Raw genomic sequence first — 18,026 nt, forward strand, 5'->3', positions numbered from 1 at the left:
TTAACGGATGCGTATGCGTCGTCACCATTACCAGCAGGAAGAAGACACCGGCATCGATCTGACGCCGATGCTCGACGTGGTCTTCATCATGCTGATCTTTTTCATCGTCACCAGCTCGTTCATCAAAGAGTCCGGCGTCGAGGTTCAGCGGCCTCAGGCCGACACCGCCAGTGCGCAGGATAAGGGCAACATTCTCATCGCGGTCACGGCAGATGGTCAGGTCTGGATCGACAAGCAGGCCGTGGATGTACGCAGCGTGCGTGCCCATGTCGAACGCATGCGCGTCGACCAGCCGGAGGGCGCCGTGGTGGTCCAGGCCGACCAGGATGCACGTACCGGTCTTGTCGTCCAGGTTATGGACCAGGCGCGTCTGGCCGGGGTCCAGGACGTGGCGCTTGCCGCTACGTCGGGAGCGCCGTGATGGTTCGTGGGTTGACCCGCGTCGGGGTGTCCTTCGTCGCTGCCTGCGTGGTGGCGCTGCTGTTGTTTGCGCTGATGCTGAGCATGGTCAACCCGCCGCGTAACGAGGTGACGGACGATCCAGTAGCCATCGCCAATTTCGTGCGTATGGACAATCGAGACGAAAGTGCGGCGACGCGCTCGCGGCAGCAGGCACCACAACCGCCGCAGCCGAAGACGCCGCCGACGCCCACGCCGCCGACACCGAGTATGGCCAGTCCCAGTGCCAATCTGCCCAAGCTCGATCTGCCGCTGCCGAACATCGATACTGGCGTCTCGGTTGCCAGCGCGCCGGCACCGAGCCTTGCCGGGCTGACGGCCGCGTCCGCCCCAGCAGCACCTCCAGCGCCGGCGGCCCCTTCGGCCGACGAGACGGCAGGCCAGTCCGGCCCCGAGCAGGAGGTCATGCCGCTCAACGATGTGCGTCCCGAGTACCCTTATCGGGCACGTCAACGCGGCATCGAAGGCCACATCAAGCTCGCCTTCACCATCACGGCAGCGGGCAAGGTCGAAAACATCCGGGTACTGGACGCCTCGCCGCCGAATGTCTTCGACCGCGAAGCACGTCGTGCCGCCGCTCGCTGGCGCTTTACGCCGCGTACCGAGAACGGCTCCGCGGTATCGCGCGAAGCCGTCAAAACCCTGCATTTCCGCCTGCAAGGAGAACGCTGACATGCCCCGTTTGCTGTTACTGATCTCGTTGTTGTTCGCTCTATCGGCTCAAGCCGCCCAGAGCATCGATCCTGGCGTATTCAAGGCATTGGAACGCGCGCAAAGCGCCCAGGAGAGAGGGGATTTCGGCGCCGCGCGAAGGGCGCTCGAGCAAGCCGAAGCCAAGCCAGGTAGCGCCGAAGAGGCACTGCTATGGCGCAGCCGCGCTTATCTGGCTTGGGCGCAAGGCAACAACCGGCAGGCCCTCGAATTACTCGAGAAAGCGATAACCAGCGGCAAGCTGGACGAGTCGATACTGACGAACGAGCGGCTCAACCTGGCGAAGCTCAATCTGATCGAGCATCGCTACGACAAGGTGATCAGCCTGCTGGGCTCGCCTGACCAGGCGAACGAAGAAGTCCTGCAGATGCTGGTCCAGGCCTATCAGGGGCTTGGGCAGCACGCCAAGGCACTGCCGTTGGCAGAGCGCTATGTCCAGGCCAACCCCAACGCGGCCGATACCTGGTTGCAGTTCCTGGTGGCCGGCAACGCCGAGTTGAAGCGCTACGAAACCGCCGAACGCTGGCAGAGCCGACTGCTTGTGCGTCACCCTGATCAGGTCAAAAGCTGGCGTCAGTTGGCGAGCTTGCAGCAGATGGCAGGTGACGAGGACAAGGCGCTCGCGACCCTGCGTGCCGCCCATGTCAAAGGGCTGCGTTTCAGCGAGGCGGAGCTGGACAATCTGGTGCTGTTGGCCGGGGCCGCTGGCCAACCCTGGCAGGGCGCGAAACTGCTCAAGGGCATGCTCGAGTCGCGTCTGCTGCCCAGCGATGCCACGCGGCGTGAACGTCTGGGCATGCTCTGGTGGCAAGCGCGTGAGCGCTCGGAAGCGGTGCAGATTTACCGCGAGCTGGCGACACAGTCCGGCAACGCCAAGCTCTGGCTGAATGTCGCGCAGCTGGAGCTGGAGCAAGCTCGCTGGCAGGCCGGCCTCGATGCGCTGAAACAGGCCGAGCGCGCCGGCGCCGAACGCCGCAAGGTGCGGGCCTGGCGGGACTGGGCCGAGGGTGAGCTGAGTTTTGAACGGCAGCGCCAGATTGCAAGTGTTCGCTAAGTCCAGTGCATGGAGTCGCCCGGCCGGGTGACTCCGCGCTTCCTGATGCTGCTCCGGCCTCGGTAGCTCGATCTATCGAGGACTCGGGGCCGGCGGCGACCCTTACTCCAGCTCGTAGAGATAGATCTTCTGGGCTTCCATGCGATAGCCCGCCTCAGCCAGTTCGCTACTGGCGTGCTCGACTTTCAACGGGCCCTCGATCCAGAACGGCTGATACAGCTCATCAACCTTGACGCCCAGTTCGCTGGTTGCATGGACGATCTGGTTCGACGGCGGCGGTGGTACGTGGATGCAGGCGCCGAAATAGGGTACCAGTAGAAACTCGATTACCCGCCCATCCTCGCCGACCTCCAGCGGCACGATATATCCCGGCAGTTTGACCTGCACGCCATCGAGTTCTTTGACCACTGGCTCGGCAGGCGATTGCTGAGCCGCTGCCGGGCCCGCTTCGGCTGCCAGCGCATCGGCCAGCTGGGACATGTCATGCATCGCTATGGGGGGCGGCGGCGGAGGCGCATCCGCCGGAATCAGGTCCGACCACTGCAGTTCGCGGACATCGGCAGCGGCGAAGGGGGCCGCAAGGGCGAGCAGGGCGGCGAACAGCAGGCGAGACATGGAGTTCCTCATAGTCTGATCGACAGGCCGTCGGCCAAGGACTGCCGGTAGGCGCGCCAGGCCGGCACGCCACCCATCAGCAGCCCGGCCAGCAGTATGCCGGCAAGCAACGACCACTCATAGGCGCTGGGCAACGCCAATGGCAGGTAGAGTCCATAGTGACTCTGCAGCGGACCTTGGGCGGCCGCAATCGCGGCGTACAACAACAGCAGGCCGAACAACACGCCTGCCAACGCCAGGCTGAACGCCTCAAGTATCAGCAGTCCGGCGATATGCCAGGGACGTGCCCCGACCGAGCGCAAAATCGCCATTTCCCGACGTCGCTCGTTGAGGCTGGTCAGGATCGCCGTAAGCATGCCGATCAATCCGGTCAGTACGACGAACAGCGATACCACGAACAGGGCCTTTTCCGCGGTGCCCATCAGGCCCCAGAGCTCTTGCAGGGCAACACCCGGGAGAATCGCCAGCAGCGGCTCGCCGCGATACTGGTTGATTTCGCGCTGCAGGCTGAAGGTGGCGATCTTGCTGTTGAGGCCGAGCATGAAGGCGGTGATCTGCTTGGGCTGCAAATCCATATGACGCGCCTGTGCGGCGTCGATGCGCGCCGCGCCGCGCGCCGGCATGCCGTTCTGCCAGTCGATGTGCAGCGCTTCCATGCCGGCCAGATTGATATGCAGTGTGCGATCCACCGGAGTACCGGTGCGCCGTAGAATGCCGACTACGTGAAACGGCTTGTCGTCATGCTTGACCAGGCTGACCGTGGCGACGCCATGCGCCAGCACCAGCTGGTCGTCCAGCTTGTATTTCAGCGCTTCGGCCACTTCGGCGCCTAATACCACTTCGAACGGGTCTTCGGCGAACGGCCGACCTTGCGCGAGTTGCAGCGGTTGCTTACGCCCGTAGCGGTAGTGTTCGAAATAGGCGCTGCTGGTGCCCATGACGCGATAGCCGCGATGGGAATCACCCAGCGAGATGGGAATGGCCCAGCTGACCTGCGGGTGTCGGGCAAAGTGTTCGAAGCTGTCCCAGCGAATGTTGTTGGTCGCGTTACCGATGCGGAACACCGAGTACAGCAACAGATTCACCGAGCCGGAACGGGCGCCGACGATCAGGTCGGTGCCGCTGATGGTGCTGGCGAAACTGGCTCGGGCTTCGGTGCGCACGCGCTCGACGGCCAACAACAGGCATACCGAGAGGGCAATGGCGAAGACGGTGAGCAGGGCGGTGAAACGGCGGTTGTTCAGGCTCGCCAACGCCAGGCGCAACAGGTACATGGCCTATATCTCCGGGGTGCGAGCGGCGCGGTTGAGGTCCGCCAATGACAGGCTGCGGTCGAATAGCGGCGCCAGACTCTGGTCGTGGCTGACGAACAGCAGGCTCGATCCGGCCTCCCGGCATTCGGCGAAGAGCAGTTGTAGGAAGGCTTCCCGACTGTCTGCGTCGAGTGCCGAAGTGGGCTCGTCGGCGATCACCAGCTCTGGCTGGCCAATCAGTGCGCGTGCGGCAGCGACGCGCTGTTGCTGGCCGATCGACAATGCTTCGGCACGTCGCTCGAGCAGGCTCTTGGATAGTCCGAGATGCTGGAGCAGGCTTGCCGTTGCTTGCGCAACGCTGCCATGCCGCTGACGGGCGCGCTCGGCGCGAGCCTTGGAGAAGTGACAGGGCAGGCCTACATTCTCGGCCACCGAGAGAAACGGCAGCAGGTTGAACTGCTGAAAGATATAGCCGGTGTGGTCGACGCGAAAACGGTCCCGTGCGCCGGCCGAGAGCGCCGCGAGATCGCTGCCAAGCAGGCGAACCGTCCCGCGCTGCGCTTTATGCACGCCGCCAATCAGTCCGAGCAAGGTGGTCTTGCCGCTGCCGGACGGGCCCTTGAGGAACAGGCTCTGGTTGCGTTCCAGCTTGAAGCTGGGGATGTCGAGCAGTTCTGCCTGGCCGGGCCAGGCAAAACCCAGTTGGTGGAGATCGAGCAAGGGTGCGGTCATCGAGATGATCCGTTTCAGGCGAGCCGGTGAGTTTACTGCGTCGGGCCGGGCGGCGGCAGGCCACGGGGGTCAGAAGGTCGCGCGCGGCTGGCTGGCGTCAAGTTGTGCGCCGCGTTGCCCATTCGGGCCGATCAGCTGGGCCTGGATTTTCTTAGTGCCGGGAAAAGCCTTGAACAGTTCCTGCAGGTCGAGTGCTTGAATCGTTTGGGGTGTGGCGCAATCAAAGTGGTAGTGCGCGTGGATCTCGCTGTGCTGACCTTCCTGATCATCGTCGTGCTCGTGCTCATCGCCATGATCATGGTCATGAGCTGCGCCTTCGAACAGTGGGCTTTCCAGCCCGGTTTCGACCAGTTTGCAGTTTGCCGCGGCTGGCAGCCCAAACAGCGTATCCGGTTGTTCCAGCCACTTGCGGGCGTCGGCGATCTTGCGCTTGTCCGCGTCGCTGCTCGGCGCGTGTTCGAAGCCCACTAGGTTCATCGCCGGGCTACGCAGTTCGATTTCCAGCGTCGAGCCTTCCAGCGCGGCGTCCAGCTCGGCGGCGCCGTGCTCATGGGCGCCGAGGCTGTCATGGTGATCGTGGTCATGATCGTGATGTTCGGCGGCCAGAGCGAAACCGGGCAGCAGGGCGAAGGGCAGGGCAAGCAGCAAGCGGCGCATAACGAACTCCAGTTGAATTGTTGGTTACGTTATAACAAAAAATGACGCTGGCTAGCCAGCCTGCTCGGAGCGTGGGAGCATGCCATCCGGAACGTTCAGGAGAGTGGGGATGATTCGAATTCGTGGGTATGTAGGCGAATGGCCGGTTGACCTCAGCATCGAGATGGATGAGCACGACTGGACACAGCTGGCATCCCAGCTGCGTACGTCAGAGGTTGCTCCGGCTCAGGCGCAGGCCGATCCGCACTGGCTGAATGCGCAGCAGCTGCTGCGCGATGCAGGGCGAATGGATGGACCACAGTTGCTGGCGGAGCTGGAAGCGCTGACGGGCAGTGCGCAGGCGGGCAAGCGCTTGCTGGTGCGCCTGCGCCACAGCGCTCAGGTGAAGATTGACAGCGGAGGCGACGCACCGGTGTACCGCTGGGTCGGCTGACGACGCTGACCACGACCGGATTAGAGCCGTTGCGCCTGGAACGTATCGCAGCGTGCCGGCTCGCCGCTGTCGAAGCCGGTGCGGAACCATTTCACCCGCTGTGCCGAGGTGCCATGGGTGAAGGCATCCGGCACCACGCGACCCTGACTCTGCTTTTGCAGACGATCATCGCCGATGGCGTTGGCGGCGTTCAGTGCCTCCTCCAGATCGCCTTCCTCGAGCCAGTCATGGCGCTGTTGGGCATGGAAAGCCCAGACACCGGCGAAGCAGTCGGCCTGCAGCTCTTGGCGAACCAGCAAGCCGTTATCCCCTTCCATGCGTGCCCCGCGTTGACGTGCCGCCTGCATCTGCTGCGAGACACCTAACAGAGTTTGGACGTGATGACCGACCTCGTGTGCGATGACGTAGGCCTGGGCGAAATCTCCGGCGACGGAGAAGCGCGAGGCCATTTCGTCGAAGAACTGCAGATCGAGGTACACCTGCCGGTCGCCCGGGCAATAGAAGGGGCCGACCGCCGATCTGGCGAAGCCGCACGCTGAATTGACTCCGCCGCGAAAGAGCACCAGCGTTGGGTCGCGGTATTGCTCGCCGGACTGCTGGAACAGTGCGCGCCAGGTGTCCTCGGTGTCACCTAGAATGGCCTGGACGAATGCCACTTGCGGGTCGTCGCCGCGGGCTGGCGTGGTGCTCTGCTGAGTGGGGCCGGAGCCGGTCTGATTGGCCAGCTGACCGAGGATCTGCATGGGGTCCTGACCGGACAGCAAGCCGATCACTACCACGACAGCCACCCCGGCCAGACTCAGGCGCCCGCCACCAATGCCGCCGCTGCGCCCCCGGGCATCTACTACGTTGTCGCTGCGACGTGCTTTCTTCCAACGCATATACGAATCCCTTTTACAGGTGTCTGCCGCTGGTAGACCCGATATGCCGCCCGCTAATTCAGCAAGCGCTTGGCGTTTCGTCTATTTCTCGATCAGTTCGCCGGGTAGTCGGCCAGCACCGATTCCTTGCCCTGGTTGCTCAGCCCGATCACCTTGAAGGCATCCTTGCGGTCGCCCATCTCCATGCCCGGCGAGCCCATGGGCATACCGGGCACTGCCGCGCCGATCAGCTCCGGTTGAGCACGACGTTTGAGGATGTCGCGGGCCGGGACATGCCCTTCGACGAACTTGCCGTCGATCACGCCGGTGTGGCAAGAACCCAGCCGCTGCGGCACGCCGAGGCGGGTCTTGACCGCGATCATGTCGGCCTCGACGTGGTCGTTGACCTGAAAACCGTTGTCTTCGAGATGCTGGATCCATGCGCGGCAGCAGCCGCAGCTGGCGTCGCGGTGAACGTCGATGGCGATGGGTTCGGCTGCCTGAGCCAGGCTGGCGAAGAGGGTAGTGACGAGTAGCAGATGGCGCATGGTGTTTTACTCCGGCGAACTCACTGCAGAATACCGCCAACCGGGCACGTGGCCAAAGTGCCCTCCCATGTGCGATCACCGCACCACTACCGCGGTCCTGCGGGCGAACCAACGCCCGCCGCTTCGGTCGGATGTCTACCGTGGTACGGAGCCGCTATCAGGAGAGTTTTCGATGCGTTTTGCCCGTTTCGTTCTGGTTGCCCAGGCCGTGATCATGATCGGTTTCAGCCTCGCCTACTGGCTGCGCCCTTATGAGATGGCCAATCTGAACGGGATGCTGTTGATGGAGACCGCCTCGGTCAGCCATATGCGTGTCTATTACGGCGGATTGCAGCTGGGTATGGCGTTGTTCCTGATCTGGGCGATGCGCGAGCCGGAGCGCGCCAGGGCGGCGCTGGTCATGCTGGTTATCACCATGCTGGCATTGGCCGCTGGACGGCTGGGATCATTGTGGCTCGATGGCGGTGAGCTGATCGGCTTCGATCTAGCCTCGTTGATTTACCGGGTATGCGCTGCACTGCTTGCCGCGGTTGCGCTGCTGTTCATGCGCGAGCGAGCAACACCTGAAACACCGGCGGAGCGGGTCGGGCCGCCGACCCGTCGGCTGGTGGACGAAGCGCCGCAGCCGTTCCGTCTGGGCGATGCCCGGCCGGAGCCGGAGCCGGAACCGGAACCGGAACCGGAACCGCCGACCGAGCCGATGCCGTTTCGCCGTGATGATGCAGCGCCCTGATGCTGGCTGGATCACGTCCCGGCTGGCCAGTTACCTAATGTCCGTAGCCATTACTTCCATTCAACGATCTGATGCTGACATTCACGTCACCGCGTAGCACCCAGGATGACGGGGCACTCGAGCCGATCATCGCGTGCCCCTGCGTTCTGCTTCTTCGCATGCTGTTCCGCCAGGGTTGCCGGAACGCCTCCCGCGGCTTCGAACACGGAGCAAGGTAGCGACTATTAGCGGGCTGCCGCGACCCTTGGCCGCAACCCGCAGCAGGTCGCTGCGCAAACGGCTAGGGTAGGTGGAAACACCCCGACGGGGTGCCCCCGGTCCCGCGCAGGTTCGGCCTGCCGCTATTTTCCTCGGAGCTTGGAGCCATGGCTCACCTACCCCAGAACGAATTCCAGCCGCCCCTGAGCGCCTGCGGTTGCGACATCAGTGGTCTTAAACCTGTGGACGAGGCGATCGATGAGTTGCTCGCCCGCGTCCCGCCGTTACCGGCGGTGGAGCGTGTGGCGTTACCCGATGCTCTCGGTCGGGTGCTGGCGGAGTCGCTGAACGCGCCATTTTCGATACCGGCGTGGGACAACAGTGCAATGGACGGCTACGCGCTGCGCGCCGCCGACCTGCCTGCCGAAGGCGGCTGGCTGCCGCTGCTCGGGCGCATCGCCGCCGGCGACTCGGCCGATCAGCACCTGCCGGTGGGGCATGCGGTACGCATCTTCACCGGCGCACCGCTGCCGCCGGGCGCCGACACCGTGGTGGCCCAGGAGGACTGCCAGATCGAGGTTGACCGCGTGCGGCTTCCGGCGGTCAACCTGGGCATGCATGTGCGCCGCCGGGGTGAGGAGCTGGTGACCGGTGCGCCGGTGCTGCAGGCCGGCAAGCGCTTGCGACCGCAGGAGCTGGGACTGCTGGCGAGCCTGGGCGTGGCCCGGGTTGCGGTCTATCGACGGCTGCGCGTCGGCCTGCTCTCCAGCGGCAACGAACTGCGCGAGCCGGGCGAGCCGCTAGCGCCCGGGCAGATCTACAACGCCAACCGCTACGCGCTGCTCGGGGTGTTGCGCAGCCTCGGGCTGGAGGTGCACGACTACGAAATCCTCGTCGACGAGCTGGCCGCCAGCCGCGACGCTCTGGCGCTGGCTGCCTCTGAGTGGGACGTTCTCATTACCTCCGGTGGCGTCTCGGTTGGCGAGGAAGATCATCTCAAACAAGCGATTCGGGAGCTGGGCGAGTTGCACCTCTGGCGCCTGGCGATCCAGCCGGGCAAACCGCTGGCGTTCGGTGAGGTCAACGGCAAGCCGTGGATCGGCCTACCGGGCAACCCGGCGGCGGCGCTGATCACTTCGCTGGTGGTGGCTCGGCCGTTCCTGCTCAGTGCCCAGGGTTGCACCGAGGTGCTGCCCAAGCCGCTGCACCTGACCGCCGGCTTCGTCTGGCGCAAGCCGAACAGCCGTCGCCAGTACCTGCGCGCGCGGCTGGAACAGATCGAGGGCGAGCTGCGCGTGTGCCTGCACCCGCGCCAGGGGTCGGCGATGCTGACCTCCGCCAGCTGGGCGGAGGGCTTAGCGATCGTCGAGCCTAACCGCACGCTGGAAGCGGGTGAGACGGTGGGGTATCTGCCGTTCAGCGAACTGCTCGGCTGAGACATGAAAACGCCCGGTCGATGATGAGTCGACCGGGCGTTTTGCGTCTGCGCTTCAGGCCTGGTGGCGCTGCGGCAGCATGCGCAGCAGGGTGCCGTCGCGGCGCACGTAGTGATGGAACAAGGCTGCCGCCGCATGCAGGCCGATCAGCCAGTAGCCGGCCACCGCCAGCGTTTCATGCAGCTCCTTGAACTCACCGGCCAGCTCCTTGTTGGCGCCGATCAGCGCCGGAAGTTCGAGGCCGAAGAAGGGAATCGGCTTGTCCGCCGCGCTCAGGGTCAGCCAGCCGAGCAGCGGCAGGCCAATCATCAGGCCGTACAGCGCCAGGTGCACCAGCTTGGCCAGCGCGCGTTCCCAGCCCGCCCCGGCGACTGCCTTCGGTGCCGGACGCAGCCATCGGGTAAGCAGGCGCAGCCAGACCAGTGCAAACACCGTCAGACCCAGCATGAAGTGCCATTGCTTGAGCACTTCGCGCGGTTCACTGCCCTTGGCGAAATTGCCTTTGAGTTCGATGGTCGCGTAGACCGCAGCGATAAACAGCACCATCAGCCAGTGCAAGGCGATGGACAGCCGCCCGTAGCGTGCCAGTGGGTTCAAAACAGTCATTTCACACACTCCGAGTAGGGGATTTCGCCAGTCTAGGGTGACAGGGTTAAGCAAACCATTGGCGAATGGCCGTTTCGCCTGCGGCGGACGGTCGCGGTGTTGCACGAGTCGATCACTGCGGCGGCCAAAGCCTTGCTGTTGCCCACCAGATAGGAGATCTGCGCCAGGCCGTCGGTATAGATCGGCTCGAAAAACCAGCATGTCCCCACCTCCGTAACGGCTCAATGGTTACGAATGTGGAAAGCCAGCGGGTTACCGGACGTTCACTCGGCGATCACCTGCGAACCAGCAGCACGCCTGACTCCATGTGGTGCGTGTAGGGGAACTGATCAAACAGCGCGCAGCGCTCGATGCGGTGGGTGTCGTGCAGCTGGGCAATATTCGCCGCGAGGGTTTCCGGGTTACAGGAAATATAGAGGATGCGCTCGAAGCGGCGGGTCAGTTCGCAGGTGTCCGGATCCATGCCGGCGCGCGGCGGGTCGACGAAGACGCTGCCGAAGTTGTAGCTCTTCAGTTGGATGCCGGCCAGGCGGCGGAACGGGCGCACTTCGTTCAGCGCTTGGGTCAGCTCTTCAGCGGACAGGCGTACCAGGCTCACGTTGTCGACGCCGTTGTCGTCGAGGTTGGCCAGGGCAGCATTAACCGAGGATTTGCTGATCTCGGTTGCGAGTACCTTGGGCACACGCGTTGCCAACGGCAGCGTGAAGTTACCGTTACCGCAATAGAGCTCGAGTAGGTCGTCGTCTCGTTCGCCAAGCACGTCGTAGGCCCAGTTCAGCATCTTCTGGCACACGTCGCCGTTGGGCTGGGTAAAGGCGCCTTCGGGTTGCCGGTAGCTGAAGGTGCGGCCGGCAACGGTCAGCTGCTCGGTGACATAGTCGCGGCCGATGACGATGCGCTTGCCCTTGGAGCGGCCGACGATGCTGGTGCCCAGGGCAGCGGCCAGCTGCTCGGCTTCGGCCTGCCAGGCGTCGTCCAACGGCCTATGGTAGGCGAGGGTGATCAGCGCATCGCCGGAAAGCGTGGTGAGGAACTCGACCTGGAACAGCTTGAAGCTCAGGGTCTCGCTGGCTTTCCAGGCGGCTTTGAGCTGCGGCATCAGTTCATTGATGCGACGGCTGGCGATGGGGAACTCGTCGATCAGAATGGGCGTGTGCTTGTCGCCCTGCTCGAACATTGCGTAGTGACGCTGGCCGTCCTCACGCCATAGGCGAAATTCGGTGCGCAGCCGATAGTGTTCACGTGGCGAGTCGAAGACTTCCGGGGCGGGTGCGTCGAAGGGCGCCAGCAGCTCAACCAGCCGTGCGGCTTTCTCGGCGAGTTGGGCATCGTAGGTGGCGGGGTCGAATTGCGGAGCGCTCATGAAGACTCTTGGGAAAATTGAATGAATCGTAGGGTGGATCGGGGCGCGCAGCTGACGCTTTACCCATTCACCGTTACCGCACGGCAGGTGAATGATGAAAGCATCATCGTGCCCATGGCGCTATCAGCCGGCAAACCAGCCCAGCTTGATCACGAACAGGATCGAGAGGATCCACATCGCCGGGCTCAGCTCACGCCAGCGGCCGGCGAGCAGCTTGATCGCAGTCCAGGCAATGAAGCCGAAGGCGATGCCGTTGGCGATGGAGAAGGTCAGCGGCATGGCCAGCGCGGCGATGGCCACCGGGGCGGCGACGGTAAGGTCTTCCCAATCGATGTTGGCGAGGCTGCTCATCATCAGCACGGCGACGAACAGCAGCGCCGGTGCTGTGGCGTAGGCGGGCACGGCACCAGCCAGCGGGGCGAAGAACAGGCTGAGCAAGAACAGCAGGGCGACCACGCAGGCGGTCAGCCCGGTGCGGCCACCAGCGCTGATGCCAGCGGCCGATTCGATGTAGCTGGTGGTGGTCGAGGTGCCGAGCGCGGCGCCTGCCATCGTCGCGGTGCTGTCGGCCAGCAACGCACGGCCGAGGCGCGGCATGCGACCGTCCTTGTCCAACAGGTTGGCTTTCTGCGCCACCCCGATGAGGGTGCCGGAGGTGTCGAATAGGTCGACGAAAAGGAAGGCGAAGATGACGCTGAGCAGGCCGATGTCCAGCGCGCCCGCGATATCCAGCTGCAGCAGGGTCGGCATCAGCGATGGCGGCATTGAGACAACGCCGTTGAGTTCGGAGAGGCCAAGGACGATCGACAGGGCGGTGACTGCCAGAATGCCGATCATCACAGCGCCGGTCACCTTGCGGTAAGCCAGCGCGGCGATGAGGAAGAAGCCCAGGCAGGCCAGCAACGGGCCGCCGGCGGTCAGGTCGCCGAGGCCCACGAGCGTGGCCGGGTTATCGACGACAATTCCGGCATTCTTCAGCGCGATGATCGCCAGGAACAGGCCGATACCGGCCGCGATACCGGAACGCAACGCCAGCGGGATGCTGTGGATGATCCATTCGCGGATCTTGAAGATCGACAGCAGGAAGAAGATCGCACCCGAGAGGAACACCGCGCCCAGCGCCGTCTGCCAGGTGTAGCCCATGGTCAGCACCACGGTGTAGGTGAAGAAGGCGTTCAAGCCCATGCCCGGTGCCAGGGCGATCGGGTAGTTGGCGACCAGGCCCATGATGGCCGAGCCGATAGCGGCGGCCAGGCAGGTGGCGACGAACACCGCGCCGTGATCCATGCCGGTTTCGGCGAGGATGCTCGGGTTGACGAAGAGGATGTAGGCCATCGTCAGGAAGGTGGTGAGACCGGCGAGGATCTCGGTGCGCAGCGTGGTGTTGTGCGCCTTGAGTTGGAACAGCTTCTCCAGCATGGTCAATCCTCGTGTGTGCCGGTCAGGGGTTGGCGGTTGGTCTGCCTGCCTCTCTGGGCAGTTCATTCGCTATAGCAAAGCCTATCGAGGCCTTGCCCGCAAAAGCCGCGCATCTTACACCGGCCCTGCATCGGGTTGAATTTTCCGTTGCGTGACTGGTGGGTTCCGGCTGATCGGCTGCTGCGCTATGGTCGGCGCCATCGATACAACCCCTTCATTGAGAGCACATTGGCTGAATGAGTGAGAAAAAATGAGCGGCATGACTGTGCGAGGAAACCGATCCGCTTGCCATAGGAATCCCTTTGCATACGGCACTCGCCAGCAGGTCGCGGCAGGGCGGCGTTGTGCCTGATTCGACTGAGGGCGTTTGCGCCATCGTCCTGGCTGCGGGCCAGGGCAGGCGGTATCGTGAACATCGCGACGAGGACAAGTTGCTCGCGGCCAGCCGTGACGTCAGCGATGCGCCGCCAGTGCTGGCCGAGACCCTGAACGCCCTGGCCGGGATGACCGAGCGGTTGTTGGTGGTCACCCGCGACGACAACCCTGGGCTGCTGGCCTGGCTCGAATGCCACGCTGGTAGATTCGACGCGGAAATCCTGGCAGTGCGGACCAATGGCCTTGGCCATAGCCTGGCGCAGGCGGTGGCGCACCGGTCGGCTCGTCGTGGCTGGCTGGTGGTCCTGGGCGACATGCCCTACGTGCGGCGCGACAGCATCGCCCGCATCGTCACTGACATCCAGCCGCAACGGCTGGTGGTGCCGACCTACCAGGGTCGCCGCGGCCATCCGCGGGGGATTGGTGCCGACTATCTCCATCGCTTGCTCACGCTGGAGGGTGATCGAGGCGCGCAGGAGCTGTTCGCAAGCGCGGCGGTGGAAGAGATCGAACTGAACGATCCGGGCGTGCTGCAGGACATCGATCGCCCGGAAGACCGCCTTCCCATTGAATTTTTCCCATGATCCGCCCGGCGGGCCAAGTGAGATCCCGTCGGTCATGAATGCCCGCGCGGTGCTTGGCTCTTCCGGGCTTCGCCGCCCTCCGCCCGCCACCCCGGCTGAACATTCTTTCGCCTGTGGCAGTCGTACCCCCTAGACGCACGGACAGCGCACCCAATGCCTGAGGTCTTCGGCAAACCTGCACAGAACAGGTGCCGGACGGCCCCCAACCGTGAGGCTGCCATGAGCGAAACATCTTCTCCCGCAGGTGGGATCGCCGCCTGCCCGATCACCCTTGAGTTGAACGGCCAGACCCGCCAGGTCGAGGTATATCCCTGGACCACATTGCTCGATCTGCTGCGCGAACAGCTGCATCTGACCGGCACCAAGAAAGGCTGCGACCACGGCCAATGCGGCGCCTGTACGGTGTTGCTCAACGGCAAGCGGATCAACAGCTGCCTGACCCTCGCAGTGATGCACGACGGTGCCGAGTTGACCACCATCGAAGGCCTGGCCCAAGGCGAGGTGCTGCATCCGATGCAAGCCGCCTTCGTCAGCCATGACGCCTTTCAGTGTGGTTATTGCACGCCCGGGCAGATTTGCTCGGCGGTCGGGTTGGTGGCTGAAGGCCACGCACAGACCCGCGATGAGCTGCGCGAGCAAATGAGCGGCAACCTCTGTCGCTGCGGCGCCTATCCGAACATTCTCGCGGCGATCGAAGAGGCTATGCCACAGACCCGCGATCGCCTCACGGCTGTGCGGGAGGTGAAGCCTTGAATCCGTTCAGCTACGCACGTCCGGTTGCCATCGATGAAGCGATCGGCCTGTTCCGGCCGAACAGTCGTTACATTGCCGGCGGGACCAATCTGCTCGACCTGATGAAGGAAAACGTCACCCGTCCGGAGCAACTGATCGACATTACCCGGCTGCCGATGACAGATGTCGAGGAGACGGCTGAGGGCGGGCTGCGCATCGGTGCGCTGGTCAGCAATGCTGATCTGGCCTGGCATCCGCTGGTGCAGCAACGCTACCCGCTGCTGTCCCAGGCGATTCTCGCCGGCGCTTCGCCACAGCTGCGCAATATGGCCAGCACCGGCGGTAACCTATTGCAGCGCACCCGTTGCTACTACTTCTACGACAGCACCACACCGTGCAACAAGCGCGAGCCTGGCAGCGGCTGCTCGGCGCGCGATGGGCTCAATCGCATCCATGCGATTCTCGGTCACAGTCAGGCGTGCATCGCGGTGCATCCGTCCGATATGTGCGTGGCCCTCGCCGCTCTGGAGGCGGTGGTGCAGGTACAGGGCCCACAAGGCGAGCGCCGTATCGCTTTTGCCGACTTCCATCGACTACCGGGTGACACGCCAGACCGCGACAACACACTGGTCGATGGCGAGCTAATCACCGCGGTCGAGCTGCCGGCGCAGGGTTTCTCTGCCCACAGCAGCTACCTCAAGCTGCGTGATCGCGCTTCCTATGCGTTCGCCCTGGTGTCGGTGGCAGCGGCGCTGGAGATGGATGGTGCCGGCATTCGCAACGCCCGCATCGCCATGGGCGGCGTAGCGCACAAACCTTGGCGCAAGGCCGAAGCGGAGGCGGCGCTGATTGGCAAGGGGCCCGGCGAGGCCGCCTTCACAGCTGCGGCGGGCATCCTCCTCGAGGGTGCCAGCGGCTTCGAACACAACGCCTTCAAGATCGAACTGGGCCGGCGCGCCATCGTGCGTGCCCTGAGCGATGCCGCCAAAGGAGACGCCCGATGAAACCAGCCACTTCTCCCTTCGGCCAGCCCATCGATCGAGTCGACGGCCCGCCCAAGGTGACCGGCCAGGCGCAATACGCCGCCGAATTCCATCTGCCCGGTTTGCTCTACGGCAGCGTGGTCAACAGCAGCATCGCGCGCGGACGCATCGTCTCCATCGATGCCAGCGCAGCCGAGGCGGTGCCCGGCGTCAAGCTGGTGCTGACTCACCAGAACCGCCCACCGATCGCCAGTTACGACGAGCCGTACGAAGACGACGATGCCGCCGAGGGCTCGCCGTTCCGGCCGCTGTATAACGATCACATCCTCTACAGCGGCCAGCCGATCGCGCTGGTGGTCGCGGAAAATCTCGAACTGGCCCGTTATGCCGGCAGCCTGGTGCGGGTGGAGTACGAGCAAGAGCCGCATCGGACCGATCTGCTCAGCGAACTGGACACCATGCACAAGGCACCGGCCGAGCTACCGCCGGTCCGCGGCGACGTGGATGCCGCCCTGCGCGGCGCCATGCTCAGGCTCGATCTCAAATACAGCACGCCGGTCGAGCACCACAACCCGATGGAGCCGCACGCATCCACCGTCCACTATTTCCCGGAAGGCAACCTGGAGATCCATGACAAGACGCAGGGCGTGCAGAATTGCATGCGCTATCTCGAAGACGTGTTCGGCATGAAAGGCCGGATTCGGGTGCTGTCGCCTTTCGTTGGCGGTGCCTTCGGTTCCGGGCTGCGCCCGCAATATCAGCTGACGCTCGCGGTGATGGCGGCGCTGAAACTGCAGCGCTCGGTGCGCGTTGTGCTCAAGCGCCAGCAGATGTTCACCTTTGGCTATCGACCGCGCACCCTGCAGCGCATCTCCATCGGCGCTGCACCCAACGGGCAGTTGGAGGCCCTGACCCATCAGGCGATCGGTCAGACGTCGAGCTTCGAGGATTTCACCGAGCATGAGGTCGAGTGGTCCGGGATGCTCTATCAGTGTCCCAATGTGCGGCTGGATTACCAGCTGGTGCCGCTGGACGTCTACACCCCGCTGGACATGCGAGCGCCGGGCGCGACCATCGGCGTCTACGCACTGGAATGCGCGATGGATGAGCTGGCCTATGCCGCCGCCGTCGATCCGCTGGCGCTGCGCCTGACCAACTATGCCGAGCGCAACGGCAACGAGGGCAAGCCGTACTCCAGCAAGGCGCTGCGCCAGTGCTACGAGCAGGGCGCCGAACGTTTCGGTTGGTCACGTCGCTCCATGGAGCCGCGCAGTATGCGCGACGGCAATCAACTGATCGGCTGGGGCATGGCCACCGGCGTTTGGGAGGCGATGCAGATGCCGGCCAGCGCCAAGGCCTGCATGGAGCCCGATGGTCGGTTGGTGGTCAGCAGCGCCACGGCTGACATCGGCACCGGTACCTATACGGTGATGACCCAGATCGCGGCGGCGGCCATGGGGCTGCCGCTGGAGCGTGTCGAGTTCCGCCTGGGGGATTCCAACTTTTCCCAGGCGCCGCTGGAAGGCGGATCGGCGACCGTGTCCTCGGTCGGCAGCGCCGTGCAGCAGGCCTGCGAAGGGTTGCGTCAGAAGATACTGGACGCGGCTCAGCAGTCGCCGGTATCGCCATTTACCGGGGCCAAGCTCGACGACGTTGAGTTTGTCGAAGGCCAGATGCGGCTGAAGGCCACGCCCGCCCACAGCGTAGAGGTCGAGCAGATCGTTGCCGTCAGTGGCGTGCTCGAGGCCGAGGCGAGCGTCAAGCCCGGAGAGGAGCGTAACGCCTATTCCACCGCCACGCACTCGGCGGTATTCATCGAAGTACGGGTTGATGAGAACCTGGGTACGGTCAAGGTCAGCCGGGCGGTGAGCGCCGTGGCCGCCGGGCGGGTAGTCAATTCCAAGACCGCCGGCAACCAGATCGTCGGTGGGGTGGTGTGGGGCATCGGCCAGGCCCTGCATGAGGAAACCATGATTGACCACGCATTAGGTCGTTACATGAACCACAACCTGTCCGAATATCACGTCCCGGTGAATGCCGATATCGGTGAGATCGACGTGATTTTCGTCGAGGAGAAGGACGAAATCGTCAACGCGCTCGGCTCCAAAGGCGTCGGCGAGATTGGCATCGTCGGTGTCGCTGCAGCGGTCGCCAACGCGATCTATCACGCCACTGGCAAGCGGGTGCGGGATTTGCCAATCACCATGGATAAGCTGTTGTAAAAGGCAGGGCGGCGGAAGGCTTCGCCGTTTTCCACCCTACGGTTGGGCATCAG

Annotated in this window: 19 protein-coding genes; 10 read left to right on the forward strand and 9 right to left on the reverse strand. The window is 64.1% G+C overall.

The features are described 5' to 3' along the window. Positions 1–7: 7 nt before the first annotated feature. Genes MCB86_RS21845 through MCB86_RS21855 form a run of 3 tightly spaced genes read left to right on the forward strand, consistent with a single transcriptional unit; the run spans position 8 to position 2,224 of the window. Positions 8–421, forward strand: coding sequence for a biopolymer transporter ExbD (locus MCB86_RS21845; protein WP_021210047.1), 414 nt, complete (start codon positions 8–10; stop codon positions 419–421). After that, positions 421–1,131, forward strand: coding sequence for an energy transducer TonB (locus MCB86_RS21850; protein ID WP_045160607.1), 711 nt, complete (start codon positions 421–423; stop codon positions 1,129–1,131). Before MCB86_RS21845 ends, MCB86_RS21850 begins: the two co-directional genes overlap by 1 nt. 1 nt (position 1,132) lies before the next feature. Continuing rightward, on the forward strand, positions 1,133–2,224 hold the full coding sequence (locus MCB86_RS21855) for a tetratricopeptide repeat protein (RefSeq protein WP_239612137.1): 1,092 nt from the start codon (positions 1,133–1,135) through the stop codon (positions 2,222–2,224). Between the two features lie 102 nt (positions 2,225–2,326). On the opposite strand, the gene MCB86_RS21860 is transcribed toward MCB86_RS21855, so the two are convergent. The 4 genes from MCB86_RS21860 to MCB86_RS21875 all read right to left on the reverse strand — a co-directional run bounded on the left by MCB86_RS21860 (position 2,327) and on the right by MCB86_RS21875 (position 5,481). Then, a complete protein-coding gene (locus MCB86_RS21860) occupies positions 2,327–2,839 on the reverse strand; it encodes a DUF3299 domain-containing protein (RefSeq protein WP_045160609.1) in 513 nt (170 codons plus the stop codon). A gap of 8 nt (positions 2,840–2,847) precedes the next feature. Continuing rightward, positions 2,848–4,113, reverse strand: coding sequence for an ABC transporter permease (locus tag MCB86_RS21865; protein ID WP_239612138.1), 1,266 nt, complete (start codon positions 4,111–4,113; stop codon positions 2,848–2,850). Between the two features lie 3 nt (positions 4,114–4,116). Then, a complete protein-coding gene (locus MCB86_RS21870; RefSeq protein ID WP_045160611.1) occupies positions 4,117–4,824 on the reverse strand; it encodes an ABC transporter ATP-binding protein in 708 nt (235 codons plus the stop codon). 69 nt (positions 4,825–4,893) lie between these two features. Next, positions 4,894–5,481 carry a DUF2796 domain-containing protein gene (locus tag MCB86_RS21875; RefSeq protein WP_239612139.1) on the reverse strand — a complete coding sequence of 196 codons (588 nt, stop codon included), beginning with the start codon at positions 5,479–5,481 and terminating at the stop codon, positions 4,894–4,896. Positions 5,482–5,590: 109 nt separating this feature from the next. On the opposite strand from MCB86_RS21875, the gene MCB86_RS21880 reads away from it, so the two are divergent. Continuing rightward, positions 5,591–5,914 (forward strand): hypothetical protein, encoded by a 324-nt coding sequence (locus MCB86_RS21880; RefSeq protein WP_045160614.1) that lies wholly within the window; start codon positions 5,591–5,593, stop codon positions 5,912–5,914. A gap of 20 nt (positions 5,915–5,934) precedes the next feature. On the opposite strand, the gene MCB86_RS21885 is transcribed toward MCB86_RS21880, so the two are convergent. Continuing rightward, positions 5,935–6,795: a neutral zinc metallopeptidase gene (locus MCB86_RS21885; protein WP_239612140.1), complete on the reverse strand. Its 861-nt coding sequence runs from the start codon at positions 6,793–6,795 to the stop codon at positions 5,935–5,937. Between the two features lie 92 nt (positions 6,796–6,887). Beyond that, on the reverse strand, positions 6,888–7,322 hold the full coding sequence (locus tag MCB86_RS21890; protein ID WP_239612141.1) for a DUF411 domain-containing protein: 435 nt from the start codon (positions 7,320–7,322) through the stop codon (positions 6,888–6,890). Positions 7,323–7,494: 172 nt separating this feature from the next. On the opposite strand from MCB86_RS21890, the gene MCB86_RS21895 reads away from it, so the two are divergent. Together MCB86_RS21895 and glp are read left to right on the forward strand one after the other, a co-directional pair. Then, the gene (locus MCB86_RS21895) at positions 7,495–8,055 is read left to right on the forward strand and encodes a DUF4345 domain-containing protein (RefSeq protein ID WP_239612142.1); all 561 of its coding nucleotides are present in this window, start codon (positions 7,495–7,497) and stop codon (positions 8,053–8,055) included. A gap of 401 nt (positions 8,056–8,456) precedes the next feature. Next, entirely contained in the window at positions 8,457–9,689 is a 1,233-nt protein-coding gene (glp, locus tag MCB86_RS21900; RefSeq protein WP_239612149.1) for a gephyrin-like molybdotransferase Glp, read from the forward strand. A 54-nt stretch (positions 9,690–9,743) separates the two neighbouring features. Here the strand turns inward: glp and MCB86_RS21905 are convergent, their stop codons facing one another. From MCB86_RS21905 to MCB86_RS21915, 3 genes are all read right to left on the reverse strand, one after another. Beyond that, positions 9,744–10,295: a cytochrome b gene (locus MCB86_RS21905; RefSeq protein WP_045160618.1), complete on the reverse strand. Its 552-nt coding sequence runs from the start codon at positions 10,293–10,295 to the stop codon at positions 9,744–9,746. A gap of 274 nt (positions 10,296–10,569) precedes the next feature. After that, entirely contained in the window at positions 10,570–11,658 is a 1,089-nt protein-coding gene (gene trmA / locus MCB86_RS21910; protein WP_045160619.1) for a tRNA (uridine(54)-C5)-methyltransferase TrmA, read from the reverse strand. A 123-nt stretch (positions 11,659–11,781) separates the two neighbouring features. Beyond that, positions 11,782–13,077 carry an NCS2 family permease gene (locus tag MCB86_RS21915; protein WP_045160620.1) on the reverse strand — a complete coding sequence of 432 codons (1,296 nt, stop codon included), beginning with the start codon at positions 13,075–13,077 and terminating at the stop codon, positions 11,782–11,784. Between the two features lie 344 nt (positions 13,078–13,421). On the opposite strand from MCB86_RS21915, the gene MCB86_RS21920 reads away from it, so the two are divergent. From MCB86_RS21920 to MCB86_RS21935, 4 genes are all read left to right on the forward strand, one after another. Then, on the forward strand, positions 13,422–14,036 hold the full coding sequence (locus MCB86_RS21920; RefSeq protein ID WP_239612143.1) for a nucleotidyltransferase family protein: 615 nt from the start codon (positions 13,422–13,424) through the stop codon (positions 14,034–14,036). A gap of 219 nt (positions 14,037–14,255) precedes the next feature. Beyond that, entirely contained in the window at positions 14,256–14,789 is a 534-nt protein-coding gene (locus tag MCB86_RS21925) for a (2Fe-2S)-binding protein (protein WP_045160621.1), read from the forward strand. Then, complete coding sequence (locus tag MCB86_RS21930; RefSeq protein WP_045160622.1) at positions 14,786–15,772, forward strand: xanthine dehydrogenase family protein subunit M; 987 nt, start codon at positions 14,786–14,788, stop codon at positions 15,770–15,772. Before MCB86_RS21925 ends, MCB86_RS21930 begins: the two co-directional genes overlap by 4 nt. Next, positions 15,769–17,973: a xanthine dehydrogenase family protein molybdopterin-binding subunit gene (locus MCB86_RS21935; RefSeq protein ID WP_239612144.1), complete on the forward strand. Its 2,205-nt coding sequence runs from the start codon at positions 15,769–15,771 to the stop codon at positions 17,971–17,973. The genes MCB86_RS21930 and MCB86_RS21935 overlap by 4 nt, the downstream gene beginning before the upstream one ends. Positions 17,974–18,026 lie beyond the last annotated feature (53 nt).

Origin of the sequence: Pseudomonas sp. KSR10, from assembly GCF_022355455.1 — a bacterium.
Lineage (GTDB): Bacteria > Pseudomonadota > Gammaproteobacteria > Pseudomonadales > Pseudomonadaceae > Stutzerimonas > Stutzerimonas stutzeri_E.